At 38.7% G+C, this 16,313-nt stretch carries 15 protein-coding genes; 1 reads left to right on the forward strand and 14 read right to left on the reverse strand.

Annotation, left to right across the window (positions count from 1 at the left end; genetic code table 11):
- Position 1 precedes the first annotated feature (1 nt).
- The 3 genes from EVJ47_08060 to EVJ47_08070 all read right to left on the reverse strand — a co-directional run bounded on the left by EVJ47_08060 (position 2) and on the right by EVJ47_08070 (position 2,154).
- Positions 2 to 433 carry a hypothetical protein gene (locus EVJ47_08060; protein ID RZD14176.1) on the reverse strand — a complete coding sequence of 144 codons (432 nt, stop codon included), beginning with the start codon at positions 431 to 433 and terminating at the stop codon, positions 2 to 4.
- Positions 390 to 881: a hypothetical protein gene (locus EVJ47_08065; GenBank protein RZD14177.1), complete on the reverse strand. Its 492-nt coding sequence runs from the start codon at positions 879 to 881 to the stop codon at positions 390 to 392. Before EVJ47_08065 ends, EVJ47_08060 begins: the two co-directional genes overlap by 44 nt.
- 82 nt (positions 882 to 963) lie before the next feature.
- Positions 964 to 2,154 (reverse strand): hypothetical protein, encoded by a 1,191-nt coding sequence (locus EVJ47_08070; protein RZD14178.1) that lies wholly within the window; start codon positions 2,152 to 2,154, stop codon positions 964 to 966.
- 241 nt (positions 2,155 to 2,395) lie between these two features.
- Between EVJ47_08070 and EVJ47_08075 the strand changes: the two genes are divergently transcribed.
- Positions 2,396 to 4,267, forward strand: a complete 1,872-nt coding sequence (locus EVJ47_08075) for a potassium transporter Kup (protein ID RZD14179.1) — start codon at positions 2,396 to 2,398, stop codon at positions 4,265 to 4,267.
- Between the two features lie 23 nt (positions 4,268 to 4,290).
- Here the strand turns inward: EVJ47_08075 and EVJ47_08080 are convergent, their stop codons facing one another.
- From EVJ47_08080 to soxB, 11 genes are all read right to left on the reverse strand, one after another.
- Complete coding sequence (locus EVJ47_08080; GenBank protein RZD14180.1) at positions 4,291 to 5,607, reverse strand: replication-associated recombination protein A; 1,317 nt, start codon at positions 5,605 to 5,607, stop codon at positions 4,291 to 4,293.
- 246 nt (positions 5,608 to 5,853) lie between these two features.
- A complete protein-coding gene (locus EVJ47_08085; GenBank protein ID RZD14181.1) occupies positions 5,854 to 6,234 on the reverse strand; it encodes a nucleotide pyrophosphohydrolase in 381 nt (126 codons plus the stop codon).
- Positions 6,235 to 6,276: 42 nt separating this feature from the next.
- Entirely contained in the window at positions 6,277 to 7,134 is an 858-nt protein-coding gene (gene lgt / locus EVJ47_08090; protein ID RZD14182.1) for a prolipoprotein diacylglyceryl transferase, read from the reverse strand.
- Between the two features lie 70 nt (positions 7,135 to 7,204).
- Positions 7,205 to 8,491 (reverse strand): peptidoglycan endopeptidase, encoded by a 1,287-nt coding sequence (locus EVJ47_08095; protein RZD14183.1) that lies wholly within the window; start codon positions 8,489 to 8,491, stop codon positions 7,205 to 7,207.
- Between the two features lie 194 nt (positions 8,492 to 8,685).
- Complete coding sequence (locus EVJ47_08100) at positions 8,686 to 10,896, reverse strand: thioredoxin domain-containing protein (GenBank protein RZD14184.1); 2,211 nt, start codon at positions 10,894 to 10,896, stop codon at positions 8,686 to 8,688.
- Positions 10,897 to 11,143: 247 nt separating this feature from the next.
- A complete protein-coding gene (locus EVJ47_08105) occupies positions 11,144 to 11,701 on the reverse strand; it encodes a hypothetical protein (GenBank protein ID RZD14185.1) in 558 nt (185 codons plus the stop codon).
- A 69-nt stretch (positions 11,702 to 11,770) separates the two neighbouring features.
- Positions 11,771 to 12,361: a hypothetical protein gene (locus EVJ47_08110; GenBank protein ID RZD14186.1), complete on the reverse strand. Its 591-nt coding sequence runs from the start codon at positions 12,359 to 12,361 to the stop codon at positions 11,771 to 11,773.
- Between the two features lie 99 nt (positions 12,362 to 12,460).
- Entirely contained in the window at positions 12,461 to 13,000 is a 540-nt protein-coding gene (locus EVJ47_08115; protein ID RZD14187.1) for a hypothetical protein, read from the reverse strand.
- 19 nt (positions 13,001 to 13,019) lie between these two features.
- Positions 13,020 to 13,832, reverse strand: coding sequence for a hypothetical protein (locus EVJ47_08120; GenBank protein ID RZD14188.1), 813 nt, complete (start codon positions 13,830 to 13,832; stop codon positions 13,020 to 13,022).
- Positions 13,833 to 13,864: 32 nt separating this feature from the next.
- Positions 13,865 to 14,392, reverse strand: a complete 528-nt coding sequence (locus EVJ47_08125) for a hypothetical protein (protein ID RZD14189.1) — start codon at positions 14,390 to 14,392, stop codon at positions 13,865 to 13,867.
- A gap of 107 nt (positions 14,393 to 14,499) precedes the next feature.
- Positions 14,500 to 16,194, reverse strand: coding sequence for a thiosulfohydrolase SoxB (gene soxB, locus EVJ47_08130; GenBank protein RZD14190.1), 1,695 nt, complete (start codon positions 16,192 to 16,194; stop codon positions 14,500 to 14,502).
- Between the last annotated feature and the right edge of the window lie 119 nt (positions 16,195 to 16,313).

The raw sequence follows: 16,313 nt of genomic DNA on the forward strand, positions 1-16,313 counted from the left end.
CCTAATACCGCCAATAAGGACATGGACATATCCACGGACCGAACGGGGGACCAAAATACCACTGCCGGTTATACCACAACCATCTGCGCCTTGCGCCCCTGATTGCGGCCCGCTCCTCTCTCGCCCTTATCCCTGTTTTAAGCATATAGTTCAGCACATTTGGGCAAACCCCCTGCTTATGCAGTTTTATTATTTCGCCTGCATTAAGGTAAAATATCTCACCGCTTGCCCTTAACCTGTCAATTATTTCTTTTTGGGGAACATGATTTTTACACATCGATACAATCTGAGTGATAGAAAGGGGAGGCGGGGTAGGCTTTGTTACGGCGGCGCAACCGGAAACGGCTATACCTGTTATAAAAATTAAACTAACTATTAACGGCAGTTTTTTAAAATTCTTCCATGCCGCGTTTCCTGCCCGTTTCTTTTTCATCCCCTGTTCCCTCCTCTTCAAACCATTCTTTATCTTCCATTCCTTCTTCTTCGACTTCTTCCCTAATTTCTTCTTCGGATTCCTGTCCCTTTTCTTCCTCTTGCTCCTCTTCCAAATCCTTTAAATCGGACAATAAGTTTGATGCGGTATTGTAATATTCCTCAAATCTTTCCGAATTATCCGTGCCCAAAGAAGCCTCCAACAGTTTAATAATACTTTCAGCAAGATCAATATTTACTTGAATTTCTTCACTGTCTTTAATTATGAGTTTGCATTTGGCGGTATAAAGCTCCAGATGCTTTACGGCAATCTGGAGGTCTATCGCAATTTTTTTCTTAATCCTTTTTTTATAACTTTCGTCCATTTTCTTTTCATCTAAAATCGCTTTTAAGATAAGTTCCGTTTTTTTTAGTAATTCAATGCCGCTTTCCTCTACATATAAATCCATAATAATATCCTCCGTTTTATTTTTATTCTTACTTTTTTACATCTTTTCATATCTTTTTCATATCTTTATAAAAACATTTAACTTATGAAAGAAAGGTATCCTCGAACCCGTTTGCGTACCTGTCCCTGTCCGTCAGCGGATCAAGCCCCCATAGGTTTTCTACATATTTAAGTATCGAGGCATGCTCATGTCTGACATTCGAGATATATCCTTTTTTAACGAACGGAGAGATAATTATGCATCCCACCCTCATTCCAAGCCCGTAGTAATCGACAACGGGGGGTACGACATGGTCGTAAAACCCGCCGCATTCGTCCCAGTTTAAAAATATTGCCGATTTCGAAAACAGACGGCTTTTTCTTAAAGCTTCAATCCGTTTTACGGTATAAAGCATGCCTGTTTTAACATCTGCCGGCGGATGCTCGGAATTTTTAAAATCCGGAACAAGCCAGCTGAACTTAGGGAGCATCCCCTTTTTTATATCCTCGAAATACTCATGGGCCGGCCTGATTTTATTCCATAACCTTTTATCTTTCATAAAACTTTCGAACCATATAACGGGAACCCAGTGGTGAACATACTTTTTTGGATTCGGCCAGCCTTCTACATATATTTTCCACGATATTTTTGCTTTTTCAAGCCTGTTGAATATCGTGGGAAACTCGTAAGGTTTTCTTGGAGGAGCGTCGGTTATATGTCCGTTTGACTGCCCCGCAATCTGATAAAGCCTGTTTGGCTGGGTCGGAGCCATAATGGAATGAAAATAGTTCTGGCATAGCGCGAAGCTGGAAGCGTATAAATAATAAGGGTATAAAGCCTTTTTAGTATCGTAATAGCCCATTATAACCTTATAATCGTCAACCGGCTGATTTATCCCGTTTAAGAAATACCCGTCCATCCTGCCGTTATTGTATATCGTATGAAGGCCTTCCCATGAATGGTTGGGGTCAACGCGGTCGGGGGTTACATAATTAAAACCTAAATCGTAGGGCTTAATGCTTCCGCCCATGCCGTTGGTTATTCCAAGCTCTAAGACTCTTTCGGGCTGTCCGTTTATCGTTTTATCCATCATGCCGAAATAGTGGTCGAAACTCCTATTTTCCTGCATTATTAAGACGATATGTTCCGGCTTTTTAAATTTATTTTTAGCTAAACCGGCGGCGGAACTTACGCTATTGCCTAAAGCATCCGCATCTTTAAGCCCAAAACCGCCTAAAGCCAACCCGCCTAAAAAACCTAATCCCGTTAATTTTATAAAGTCTCTTCTGTTCATATTTCCTCCGCTATAAAAGGTTAAAACCGTCAGGTCAAAATCGTTCTTAAAAGCAACAATAAAACAACAATTTAGATTAGTATAACACCGCGGGCATCGATTTTTTATTACAATTCTGTTAAATTTTTGTTAATTTTTATTACACTTTTGTTACATTTTCGTAATAATTTTAGTGTATAATGATATCCTGTATTTTTTTTAAAAAATAATATAACTATTACTTCATTTTAATTTTAAATTTTTGAATAACCCGAGCTTAGACAAAGCCAAAAAGGTTTTAACCGAGAATAAATCTTTAAAAGCCCTCGGCATCGTATTTGGAGATATAGGAACAAGCCCTATATATACGATTGCCGTTATTTTTGCTTACCTCAGGGTCACAAGCGAAAATGTATGCGGAGTTATATCTCTTATAATATGGACATTAATCCTTTTGGTCACAATCCAGTATGTCTGGTTTGCCATGGGTATAAGCGAAAGGAATGAAGGCGGAACGATAATACTCAAAAATATTATCGAAAAATACGCAAAATCGGCAAAAGAAATAGCATTTATATCCGTAATATCGTATATTGCATTATCGCTTTTAATAGGCGACTCGGTTATCACCCCCGCCATAAGTATTCTGAGCGCGGTCGAAGGCATAAACTTAATACCTGTTTTTAAAAATGTAACAACCGATACCGTTATTTTTATAGCCGTAATAATTACCGTCAGCCTGTTTTGGTATCAGCATAAGGGAACGGAAAAAATAGCAAAGATATTCAGCCCCGTAATGCTCTTATGGTTTGTCGTAATCGGCGCTTCGGGTTTCGCGTCGTTAATGTACACTCCAGAAATTTTATTAAGGGTTATAAATCCTTATAACGCTTTAAGTTTTTTATTCAACGGAAGTATTTCCGCAAACCGCTTAATTTCCCACGGCATTATTTCCTTATTCGTGCTGTCTGATGTAATCCTCTCGGCAACCGGAGGCGAAGCCCTGTATGCCGATATGGGTCATATCGGAAGGGAACCCATTACTAAAGCATGGTATTTCGTATTTATTATGCTTGTTTTAAATTATACAGGACAGGGCGCTTTTTTACTGAGCCACAGAGCCGATAAGAATACATTTTTCGAGATGCTTTATTCGCAGTCCCATTTATTTTACTTCCCTATTTTAATTTTAAGCATCTTAGCAACGATTATAGCGTCTCAGGCGGTTATAAGCGGCATATTCTCCATTGTTTACCAGCTTATAAACAACAGAATCATACCCCTGTTAAAAATAGATTACAAGTCCAGCGAAATACAATCCCAAATATATATAAGCTTTGCAAACTGGTTTTTATTTATAAGCGTTTTAACGGCAATAATAATGTTCAGGACATCCAGCAACCTTGCTATGGCTTACGGTCTTGCCGTCAGCGGAACCATGACCTTTACGGGCATTTTAATAAATATGCATTTTTATCACAAAAAAAGATACTTTATGCTGTTTATATCGCTTATAACGACATTCGCCGATATTATGTTTTTGGCTTCAAATTTATTATATAAAACTGCCGAAGGGGGTTATTTTGCATTAATAATAGCAACAATTCCGTTCATTACAATAATGCTATATACAAAAGGGCAGAAAAAACTGCATAGCGTATATAAGATGACGGATTTAAAAGTGTTTTTAAAAGAATATGAATATCGTTATAGTAATTTCACCAAATTAAAAGGAACATCCCTGTTTTTTGCCAGCCTTTCCGACAAGGTCTCTCCGTATATTGTCAAAACAATGTTTGATAATAATATAATGTATGAAAAAAACATATTTGTTTCCATAGAAAGAACCGAAAAACCTTACGGAATAACCGATGCGCTTAAAGAGGACATAGCCCCGGGACTCAGTCAGCTTGCCGTAAGCGCGGGATATTCCGAAGTGGTCGATGTGGAAGAGATATTAAAGCAGTACAATATCGACGAAACCGTTATATTTTATGGTTTTGAAGATATCGTCAGCACTAACCCGCTCTGGAGGATTTTTGCCCTAATTAAGAAATTATCCCCCTCTTTTGTAAGATTTTATAAGCTTCCTGCCGAAAAAGTGCATGGCGTAATGGTAAGGGTTAAAATGTGAATACTTGAAAATATAAAAAATACTTAATCCTTATAATTTTTATCCTTTCCCCATAAGAATTTAAGGCGGTTCTTAAGCTCCTTCTCTATTCCTATGTCTTCGGGGCGGTAATAAATTCGGGAAGACAGCTCGGGCGGAAGATACGGCTGCTTTACGAAATGGTTTTCAAAATTATGAGCATATTTATACCCTTTGTGGTAATCCAAATCTCTCATTAGTTTTGTCGGCGCGTTTCTTAAATGAAGCGGCACGGTAACGCCGGGAAAGTCTTTTACATCTTTTAAAGCCTCCTCGATAGCAAGGTAGCTTGCGTTTGACTTGGGACAGCTTGCAAGATAAACGGCGGTCTGTGATAAAATAATGCGGGCCTCCGGCATACCAATAACATTAACGGCATTAAAACAGCTGACGGCAAGATTTAAGCCTTCGGGTTCGGCATTCCCGATGTCTTCGGAAGCCAAAATTATCATTCTTCTTGCGATAAATTTAATATCTTCTCCCGAATCCAGCATCTTTGCAAGCCAGAATACCGCTCCATCCGGGTCGCTCCCCCTTATGCTTTTAATGAAAGCCGAAATCGTATTATAATGCTCCTCCCCCGTTTTATCGTATTTTGACTTTCTAAGGTATGCCTCTTCTATAATCTTTTCGGTCAATATTATCTCGCCCTTATCGCCTTGCTTCGCAAGGTTGACCGCAATTTCAAGAGCGTTTAACATTATGCGGGCGTCGCTTCCAGAATATTGGATCAGGATATTTATATCCTCTTTATCTATAAAAATCTTCTTTTTCTTTAGAACTTCGTCCGTATTTAAGGCTCTATCTATTATTTTACTTAAATCATCCTCGGATAATGGATTCAGGGTAAATACCAATACCCTCGAAAGAATTGGCGAGTTTATTTCAAACGACGGATTTTCCGTAGTTGCGCCAATTAATATAAGGCTTCCTTCTTCGATAGAATGCAAAAGTAAATCCTGCTGAGACTTGTTAAAACGGTGGATTTCATCGATAAAAAGAATTACGGGCTTTTTATAGTGCTTAAAACTAATATCGGCTTTGTCTATAAATTCCCTTAACTCTTTAACGCCTGTAGAAACCGCAGAAATACTGTAAAACTCGTAATCAAAAGCATTTGCAATAATACCTGCAAGGGTGGTTTTTCCGCTTCCCGGCGGACCCCAAAGTATCATCGAGCGGATAAACTTGGAATCCAGCATATTCCTTAACGACTTATCCTTGTCGAGAAGATGGGACTGACCGATAAATTCGGATAGGACCTTAGGTCTAAGCCTGTCGGCAAGCGGCGGTAAAAAATCGCGGTTATTAAAAAAACTCATAAAAATTCACCCCTGTAGCCTATATTCCGACATAAATTGCATACATAAATAAACAAATCTTGCTCATTTCATATTCGTCTTTTTTTTGAATTCGGCTTAACAGTTACGGAAATGATAAACTGCATATATGTATATATAATTAATGAAAATTTAACATGATATTATCGGATAAGAAATGACGGCGGCGGCAAGCAGGGGAAACAAAATAAATTTGGAGGCTTAATTTTGATACTACGCCTATTTTTTTTAAAATTCGTTATATTTCTTATTGGAACCCCATGCCTTATCTACGGGGTATTTTACCTCGTTTACCTTCATTTTAGCTTCAAACGACTCTGTAATATCGATGCCATATTTTTGAGAAAATCTCAATATAAAATAAAATATATCGGCTAATTCGTGGCTGATTTCCTTAAGTTTTTCATTATCATTCATCAAAAGCCGTATTTCTGCGTCATCTTTAAATCTAAAAAATTCTAAAAGTTCCGATGCCTCGGTTATTATGCCTATGGCAAGGTCTTTCGCATTATGATACCTGTCCCAATCCCTCTTTTCGCAAAATTCCCTTACCGCATCTTTCAATTCGGCAACGGTTGACTGCGAATCATTTTTTAAATAGCTTCCCATTCTGCGAATTTCCTTTGTTCTTTATTACACATTTTCATTTTATTATAATTCTTTATATTTATAATGCCTGTAGATTAAGACTGCTATCGAAATTATAACGGCAAACATGCTTAGCACCTGTGAAACCCTGATACTGTTCCCCAGCCATAAACTGTCTATCCTTGTGCCTTCCGTAAAAAATCTGGTCGTTCCGTACCAAATTAAATAACCTATAAGTATCTTTCCGGCAACCTTAGGTTTTTTTCTCGAAAGCCACATCAAAAATATGAATCCAAAGAAATCCGGAACAGACTCGTAAAAAAAAGACGGTTCAAAGTGGGCATACATAGTCAGGTTCTTTGGATAAGCCGTTTGAAAAGGGTATCCCCATAACCCAAATATCAAATGTTTTGGGGTGTAGGCGTTTACGGGGCGCATTGCCTTCGCAATAGGAAGCCCCCATTTAACGGGATAGCCGAAAGCCTGCTGGTCTATAAAATTCCCCCACCTGCCGATAGCCTGCCCTAAAAGAAGACTCGGGGCCAGCATATCTATATACCGCCAGATATTTAATTTCTTTATCCTAGTATATAGATAAAGCGTTAAAAGTCCGCCTATTTCTCCGCCGTATATCGCAAGTCCGCCTTGCCATATATAAAAAACACTTATAAGGTTTTTTGCGTAATACCCCCATGCAAATACGACATAATAAAAGCGCGCAAAAATAATCGACATCGGTATGGCAAATACCATAATGTTAATTATGTTTTCGGGATCCTCGCCCCAGGATTTTGCCCTAAAATATGCTATCGCTATACCGATAACAAAGCCGATACCTATCAAAATTCCGTACCAATGAACAGGAAGCGGTCCTACAAATATTATCGGATCGGGCGCATGCCAGCTGTTAAAATTAAACATAATAATGTCCTTTAATTTATAAATTTAGTTAATTTATTGCCGTTATAAGAAGCGCGCTGCCCGACATCTGCTACTTAATAGATTTAGCAAATGCGTAAGTTCTTTCAAAATATTCGTTTGACAGGCTGGTTATCGTTACCGTACCGGCGCCGGAATTTTCCTGAATAAATTTTCCATGCCCTATGTAAATCCCGACATGCGAAATATAAGGAGCATAAGTCCTGAAAAATAATAAGTCTCCCGGCTTTAATCTGCTTTTAGGGATATATTTGCCTAATCTTGATTGCTCGCGGGCCGTCCTCGGAAGATGTATATTATCCTTTGCAAATACGCGCTGAACAAAACCGGAACAATCCATGCCGGTTCTTGTCGTTCCGCCCCAAGCATACGGAACGCCTTTATACCTGAACGCGGTATCGACTATCTTTCTTCCGATACTCACATGATTGTTTCTTTTAGCCGCGTTATGTTTAGGGCCGTTATTTTTTTTGCCGCCGGTTAAAACTTGAAAAGTCGCAACCCTATAATAATTGTATTTATTATCATTATTGTTATTATTAATTTGAGCGGTCCTATAACTTTCAGGCACTACCAGAACGGCCCCCTGCCTTATCACATTGGAATAAAGGCCGTTTAATTTTCTTAAGTCGGCAACGGAAGTTCCGTATTTTTGAGCTATCAAAGACAGCGTATCGCCAAACTGCACTTTGTAATGGCCGTAGGTAACGGCGGGGCGGTAGGCGGAATGATTATAACCGCCGGAGACTACTTTTAACTTTTCACCAGGATATATTATATAGTTATGAAGACCGTTAAAAGACATTATGGAGGCAACCGTAGTGTTATGGCTGTCCGCAATCTGACTGAGCGTTTCTCCCGGTTGGACGGTTACAACAGCGGAAACCTGAGGCTGAGCTTGATTTGCATTTTCGTGAACAGGCACTACCAGAACGGCCCCCTGCCTTATCACATTGGAATAAAGGCCGTTTAATTTTCTTAAGTCGGCAACGGAAGTTCCATATTTTTGAGCTATCAAAGACAGCGTATCGCCAAACTGCACTTTGTAATGGCCGTAGGTAACGGCGGGGCGGTAGGCGGAATGATTATAACCGCCGGAGACTACTTTTAACTTTTCACCAGGATATATTATATAGTTATGAAGACCGTTAAAAGACATTATGGAGGCAACCGTAGTGTTATGGCTGTCCGCAATCTGACTGAGCGTTTCTCCCGGTTGGACGGTTACAGTCGTAATAAAAGAATAAGCGTTTAAAGAAAAAATACCGATAAAAGCCAGCGAAATAAATAAAATAAACAAAAAAAATTTAGCGAGCAAAGAAAAATTTATTTTATTCATTTAATCTTTACCACCCCATTGGTAATTTCTTAATAACTTATTTATTTTTTATTTATTTTCGATTATATTTGCTTCCCGTCATTCCGCCGATGCGGAAACGGCAAACCACTTTTTTATGTATATTACTACAACAGAATTAAGTATGTCAAGGAAATCCGACCGAAATTTTTAAAATATTTAATATTTTTCCGGATTCACAATACCTCTATATCGCACGATTTATCTTTACATCTGTAAATAAGGGGTTTTTTGGTCTTTTTATAATCATGCACCGCTCTCCTTACCTCCTCGAAAATTATCATATCATCCTCTTTATGACGATCGCCAAAATTCATATAACTTTCTATAATATCCCTGTTATTAATATCGATAAAAATATTAATGGAATTAAATTTAAAAGATCTTTTGCCGTTGTTAATGTTGTTAATATTATTGGCCCCTTTAAAATAATTCATAATGCCGTTGTCGGTTAAGCTTCCGATTATTATATTTTTGTTTACTCCCTGCGCATAATACACCAGACTTATTATATAGCTTGAGCTGTTGTATCTAAAGTTATTTGCATCGTTAATAAAATATTCGAATGACTTTAATATTACATTTTGAAATTGAATCTCGTTCGTCAACGCATAAAGCCTTGCCATTCCCGATAATATCATTGAGTTTGGGGAATAACCGCCGTAATCGATAATCGATTTTTCCTTATGGCTTAGAAATCCTATTTTTGAGCTTTTTATGGTATGATTTATATCAAAAAACCCGCCATCTTCGCCATCGTAATAATTTTTTATAACATGTTCGGCAATTCTTTTCGCATATACCAGATACATCGGTTTAGATGTCGTTTCGAATAAGCCTGTTAAAGCCAAAATTATATAAGCATTATCTTCGAGAACCCCGCCGCCCGGCTCGCCGATAAATCTGCCCACATCGCCGTTTTTATCAAAAACATCTAAAAAGGGCTTAATGGATTTTTCGGCTATTTCGTTAAGTTTTTGTCTGTTCCCGTTATTGCTGTTATAAGGGTTAAAAATCTTGCTTAATTCGGTTATGGAATATATAATATTTCCGTTTATGGAACTATATTTAACCTTATCGATAAACGGCTGTTTTCTTTTATCCCTTTGAGATTTAAGTCTGGATACGGCATTATTATAAAATTTGCTCAGGACAATATCCTCTTCCAACTCTCTTGAATCAACATATAAAACATTTGGGACCGTCCCATTTGTCCTAATTGCCGCCGCCCCGCCGCCGTGAGCGCCCTGCCCCCGCATTCTGCCGTCCTTACCGATATTAAACAAATTTATTACCGCTTTCAATTCTTCGTTTTTTGCAAAAACATCTTTTAGCTCGTCTAAAGTCCATGTAAAAAAACTGCCGTCATCGCCGTCTGCCGCATCGGCATCCATACTGGCATAAAAACCGCCGCTTATTCTGTCATACAAATCGTTTGTAATAAAATCCATTGTTCTGTTTATCGCATTCAATATGACTTTGTCGCCCGCAGCTCCGTAATAATTCAAATAAACCCTTAACGCATTTGCATTGTCGGCCGCAAGCTTTTCAAAATGCGGAATTATCCACTTCCTATCGGTGGAATATCTGTGGAAGCCGCCCCCGACATGGTCAAAAACACCGCCAAAAACCATCTTTTTAAGCGTAAAAACCCCTTTTGACAGAGAATCCCTGTCATGGTTTATTATATAATCCCACAAAAGCAGTTCCATCCCCGAAAAATAAAAAAACTTGGGGGACTCGTCAAGTCCGCCGTTTTCGTTATCAAAATGAAGTTTAAATTCTTGCGCCGCCTCATTTAAAAGCCTACCTGCATATTCTTTATTTAAACTTTTATCTCCCTTAACGGCTTCGTTTATTCTTTGAATATTAAATATGGAAAATTTGTTTAAATCCTTAAATATTCTGTTATAAAAATCTTTGCTCTGCGAAAAAACAGCCTCTTTATTTTCTCTGTAATATTTTCCGATTTCGGCTAAAACCGATTTGTAAGAAGGAATACCGTATTTTGCCTCCTTTGGAAAGTAGGTGCCTCCATAAAAAAAATATCCCTCATATGTCAAAAATGCCGTAAGAGGCCATCCGCCGTTGCCGGAAAAGGCGCTCACGGCTTTTTGATAACGGGAATCGATATCAGGCCTTTCGTCTTTATCAACCTTAATCGCGACAAAATTCTCATTTATTATACTTGCCGTCTCTTCATCTTCGTAAGACTCTTTATCCATTACATGACACCAATGACACCAAACGGCTCCGATGTCCAAAAGTATCGGCAAATCATTTTCTTTTGCTATATCGAACGCCTCCGTGCACCACGGATACCAGTTAACAGGCTGACGAACCGCGGATTTTAAATAGGAACCTTTTTCGCTTTTTAAGTTATTCATTTAATATGCTAATTTAGGAAATCTTTTCGATAATATCCAAAGATTATAATTATTATGATTTAAATATGGATAGCCGTAATTCGTAAAGCCGGGATTAGTTTACGAATTATATCACAAAAACATATTAATTAAAATTATGTAAATAACGGCAATAAAGTAATAAAGAAGGGGGGATTTATAAATATCCCCCTCCCATATGGGAGGGGGATATGAAAAAACAGTATGAGTATGTTTGTAATACGCTAACTTATGGTTTTATATAAGAATAACCGGTCATTTCATAGTGCAGAATGGCAAAGAATCCATCAGGCGTAACATGAACGATGGGCAGTATTTCATTGGACTTAATACCTAATTTTATCATTGCTACATGGCAGGACTCAAACTTCACATTATGCTTATATAATTTTTCGATAAGAGCCGTCAATTTGTTATCTTTTTTAAGAAACATTTTGACGGCAGGGCCGTAGGCTACAAAAACCACTTTATACCTTTTAGGATTATAATGGAGTTCCCAGATAATATCGTTCATGTTTAAAAGGGCGACTTTCCATTTCTTCGGATTCGGGGACGAAACCTGAAAAACAACTTTGATAATCCTGTGATTAAAAAAACCGTTATACGATGCCGGAGTTAAAAGAGGTTTTTTTATTTCAATTTTCTTTTTTACGGCCGCGTTAGAAGGCTTAGTAACGGCCGCCGCCGGAGCCTCTTTTGCCGGTTTTTTAGCACAACCCGTTAAAAGCAGGGATCCGCCGGTCGTAACGATAATTAATAAAATCAATAGCTTCATCAATTTTTTCATTGTTCCCTCCGCATAATTTTAACCTTAATACCGCGTTAGAAATTATATAACTTAACTCTATAAAATAATTTACGGTTTTAAATAAGCCCACCCCTCGGCTTCCCTTATAACTATTTCACCCTGAGCCGATGGAACCATCTTCACAAAAGAATAAAGTTTTGAGGGCGGGATATGAAGTTCATATAAAGTATTAGCGCATTCGGCAATTTCAACTCCGTCTTTTTTTAACTTTAAAAGAGCATTCTTAAAACCGTTTCCCTTGAAGTAAATATGGACGCCCGGACTGAACGCAATAAGTTCGATTCTTATATGCCCTTTTACTCTGGGATCGTTCAGTAAATTCTTAATATTCTTGATAGTTTTCTTCATTACAGCCCTTTTGTTTACATCGATTACATAGAGCGCTTTATAAACTTTCCCCTGAACGGAAACAGCCCCCATGGTAAACGCCGGCTTAGAGGATGTATTGGGAAAATATATCCTTGTTCCATTTACATTATGCCATCCTCTAATTTTACGGATGTGATTTTGATAGTACTTTTTTAAATATGCGGAAATCCCTTCACCGTTCGTGCTTGCCAATGCACAAGGAGCGACAACCAAGTTAGCCGTGATTACAATAGCGGCTGCGGTAATAAAAGTATAAATAACCTTTTTCATAATCTACTCCATATTGTTACAATTTAGAATTAATTTGTTTTGCTATATAACCTCCCATTTAACTTGGCCGTTCGCGATTTATTAAATAAATATCTTCCCTCACGGTTTTATATAAGCATATCCCTGCATTTCTTTCTTAATAATGTAAGCAACGGCGCCCGGATATACCACATTAACAAACGGGAAAAGCTGTTTCTCGTGAACATGCATGGCAAGCATCGTCATATGGCATGCAACAAGATTAACTCCATAAGTGCTTAAACTCTGAAGCAGGGGGTAAAACTTTTTATCGTATTTTTTCATAAATACTTTAAGTCCCGGACCGTATGCGACTACATCGACTTTATAATTAATGCCGTGAGCGCTCATAATCTGGACAACTTTAGCGGCATTGCCGAGGGCAAGCTTCCATCTCGCCGGACTATCCTGTGTTATTTGAATTACAACCTTCATAGTTTTGTTTTTAAAATACGGAAGCGCCTGAATCTTTTTGTAAGCATAAGCGTTGCCGCTAAAATACACTAAAGTCAAAGCCAGAACGATAAAAACTGCTTTAAAATTCAGCAAACCATTTTTAAGTAAATATTTATTCATTATTATTCTCCTTTCTCCGTTTTTTAATGGCCATACGCCAACCATTTATTTAATAATTTTTTAATCATTTTCCTACGCTTATTTTATAGCCCTTTGAAAGCGAATAAACATACAGGTCGAGATACTTCCATGCTTTAGAACCTATCTTCTTTTTAAATCCCGTTTCCCCTGTGTATATGCAGTGGTTAAACTGGTCCTGCATAGTAATAATCCCGCCCCATTTTTTATATTTGGGATAATAAACGGCGTGGCCTATTACCGGCTTGGTCGGCTTGCCGCCCAGAACGCCCGCTCCGCCACCGGGATGACAGGAATCGCAGCTAAAATCGGAAGCGCCTAGAGGAGTATCGTAATAATGTTTTCCAAGCGTTAAGGCCTGTTGAAGAGTTTTTGGGCGCAGACAGGCTTTTGTAAAAGTCGGGCTCGGCGTTGCATTATATCCTTTAATTCTGTAGCCGTTGCTTAAATAGGTTACATAAAGGGTAAGATAATTGAGCTTCTGTCCGCTCAGCGGTTTTCCTTTTAAAGCATGGACGATACACATATTTAATCTTTCCCCAAGGGTAATAATCTGATGGGTTTTAGGATTGAACCTTGGAAAAGTAGCCGCAACGCCCGCCAAACTCCTGACCACCTTTCCGGTCTTTGGGATATAGGTGCCGATACTGTCAACATGACACTTGGCGCATGAAAAACCGTTTGTTCCAAGTTTAGCGCTATAAAATTCTGCCTTCCCCAATTTCAGGGCGGCCTGTATTTTTTCTTTGGCAATCATTTTCTTGTTTAATTTTCCTTTTGCGTAAGCAATACTATTAAAAAAGTATGATGCAAAGATAACCAGAAAAACTCCCAAAACAACTAAAATAAATCTTTTCATTTTGTCCTCCTACGATAACGGTTGTTTTATATTTAAGGTTTTAGAAATGTATAACCCTGCATCTGCTTTCTGGCTATCTCTATGACTCCAGCCGGAACTACTTTAACAAAAGGAAACAGCGCTTCTTTTGTCAAATGGCCTTTAAGCATGGTATTATGGCATGCCCGTATTTTTAATCCATAAGTAACCAAACTTTGAAGAACGGCTTCATTTTTTTTATCGAACTTCTTCATCACCATTTTTATGCCCGGACCAAACACGACAAGCTCCAGCTTATATTTGAAAGAATTATCCCCAAACGCGGCCATGACATTTTTTATATTGGCAATCACAAGTCCCCACCTTGCCGGCTTTGCATAATCAACTTCGATTACCATTTTCATAGTTTTGTGTTTAAAAAATTCGGGAAGAGGCAATGGATGGGTATTGTAATATGCTGGATAGGAACTGTAAGACGATGGACCGTACTTTAAGGCATAAGCTTTAGACGCGGACGAGAAAAATAAAATTGAAACCGCGGCAATCATTAATAAACTTAAAAATAAACGAGACTTTTTCATTTTTAATCTCCTTAATCTTAATTTGGTTATAAGTTGTATAACATGTCGATCAATTATTTTCCTTCTTATTTATATAAGAGCCTTTAATCCGCCTGACTATCGCCTTATCACCCCGCAGTCCTTGAATGCCTGTATATGACATCTCCGGTTTGGATAGACCTGATTGTTTTATGTCCCCTTATATAGTCCGCTATTACATCGTAGGCCTTTTCTTTTTGCAGGCCGCCGTCAACCGTATCGCTTAATTTCTGCATCTTTGCGCCTGATGTGATAAGCCAGTAATCCTTATCCGGATTTATAGGTTTGCCTTTTATCGTAAAACTTTTAATCCTTTTAGCGCCGTGTCGGTTTATAAGTATATGCATTTTAGAATTAGATATTCTTGTTGCATCTCCGCCCATTTGCAAATAAGGGTCTCTTGCAAAAACATCGCTCAAATTGCTCGATGTCGTCTCGAGAATCTTTTGTCCGCTCAGCTTGACCCTGTAAACCTCGGGATAGGTCGTGCCGTATTCTCCGTAAACATGCTCCATGGTGATCTTTTCGCCGGGCAGAACCGTTTCGCCCCAACGCCAGCCCGGGGTAAACACTAACGGGGTGTCGTATTTTTCCATAAATGCCTGCTCTACTACATTGTCCACCGTGCTGATAAAGGTCGCCCTTCTGTACAGCAGGTCTTCGGATGTTCCGAGTTCTTCGTTCAGCGTGCGGGCGTGCGGCGCGTATTCTTCGTCTATTATCCTGCTTATTTCCGGGTCCGGCTTAATCCAGTTCGTAACTATCGGAATAAGTTTATGGTCGTAATCCACGATTTTTTTGTTCTGAACATTCAAATCTATTCTTCCGACAAACTTTCCGTGGGTGCCCGCCTGAACGATGATTGTATTGTTTATAATCTGCGGAGCGGGAAGTATGTCGTGGGTATGCCCGCCGACTATAATGTCTATTCCGTTTATAAGGGCGGCGAACTTTCTGTCCACTTCGAGGCCGTTATGTGAAAGGACGACAACTAAATCAACTTTTTCTTCGTTCTTCAGTTTATTAACCATCTTTTGGGCATGACTCGTGTTAATGCCGAAGTTCCAGTTTTTAACGAAATGGGAAGGATGCGCAAGCGGAACATACGGGAACGCCTGTCCTATTATTCCTACCCTTAATCCGTTGACTTCTTTTATTATATAGGGTTTAAAAATTAGACCGCCCCAGGTAGCATTTGTAACATTCTGCGCAATAAAGGGGAATTTCAGCTTTTTTATGTTGGATAAAAGCTGCTTTTCGCCGTAGGTAAACTCCCAATGCCCCGTCATAGCATCGTATCCCATGGCATTCTGGACGTTTACTACCGCCATGCCTTTAGTGAGCAATGCGATGCCGGTACCCTGCCATGAATCGCCGGTATCGAGCATTATGGTCTTGCCGTATCTTTCTTCTTTTATTTTGTTGAATACGGTCGCCATATGTGCGTAGCCGCCCATGGGACCGTATTCTTTATTTAATTTTAAAAAATCTACGTATGAACAGAAATATCCCATTGCAGACTTAGGATTTATATCGTAGTAGAGGTTGAAAGAATTCCCTACTAGATGACCTGGTCTTCCGTTCATAAAATGAGGCCCTATATTTACGGAAGGCTCTCTATAAAGAGTAGGCTTTAAATGGGCATGGGAATCTGAATTCCATATTATGGTCAAATTACCTACCGGTTTGAACTTTAAAAGATTAACGGGATTTACCGCCGCCGCTCCCGCAAGGACGGCGGCGGTTTTTATAAAACTTCTTCTGGAAACGTTTTTTAAATCCATTTAAAATGTACCCCCATTTTTTTTCAAATAAATCAAATAAATTTTATATTATATAATTTTGCCGATACCGTTTTAAAATCCGGTCTTTACGGAATTCATTATGCTTATTATCTTCCTGG

Source organism: Candidatus Acidulodesulfobacterium ferriphilum, from assembly GCA_004195035.1.
In the GTDB taxonomy this organism is placed as follows: Bacteria; SZUA-79; SZUA-79; order Acidulodesulfobacterales; family Acidulodesulfobacteraceae; genus Acidulodesulfobacterium; species Acidulodesulfobacterium ferriphilum.